2 tRNA genes are annotated in these 343 nt (G+C 44.0%); both read left to right on the forward strand.

Annotated elements, in window-relative coordinates:
* Positions 1-52: 52 nt before the first annotated feature.
* Positions 53-129, forward strand: a tRNA-Ile gene (locus IQQ51_RS21935).
* Positions 130-143: 14 nt separating this feature from the next.
* Positions 144-219 (forward strand) — tRNA-Ala (locus IQQ51_RS21940).
* The last annotated feature ends 124 nt before the right edge of the window (positions 220-343 follow it).

The following is a 343-nucleotide window of genomic DNA, read 5'->3' on the forward strand; positions in this document are numbered from 1 at the left end:
GATGAGTACCCACACAGATTGATTAGGTTTAGAAAAGTTAAGAGACGATATTGGGTCTGTAGCTCAGCTGGTTAGAGCGCTCGCCTGATAAGCGGGAGGTCGGTGGTTCAAGTCCACTCAGACCCACCAATATCGACCTAGATGGGGCTATAGCTCAGCTGGGAGAGCGCCTGCCTTGCACGCAGGAGGTCTGCGGTTCGATCCCGCATAGCTCCACCATCTTTAAGTATTCTCTTAAGAGAGTCTTTAAAAATGGTTCAATTTATTGAATCAAGCTCTTTAACAATTTGGAAAGCTGACTGATTGATTACTTACGAGTAATTCAATCAAATTTAAAAGTTCT

Origin of the sequence: Vibrio sp. OPT18, assembly GCF_015163615.1 — a bacterium.
GTDB lineage: Bacteria > Pseudomonadota > Gammaproteobacteria > Enterobacterales > Vibrionaceae > Vibrio > Vibrio coralliirubri.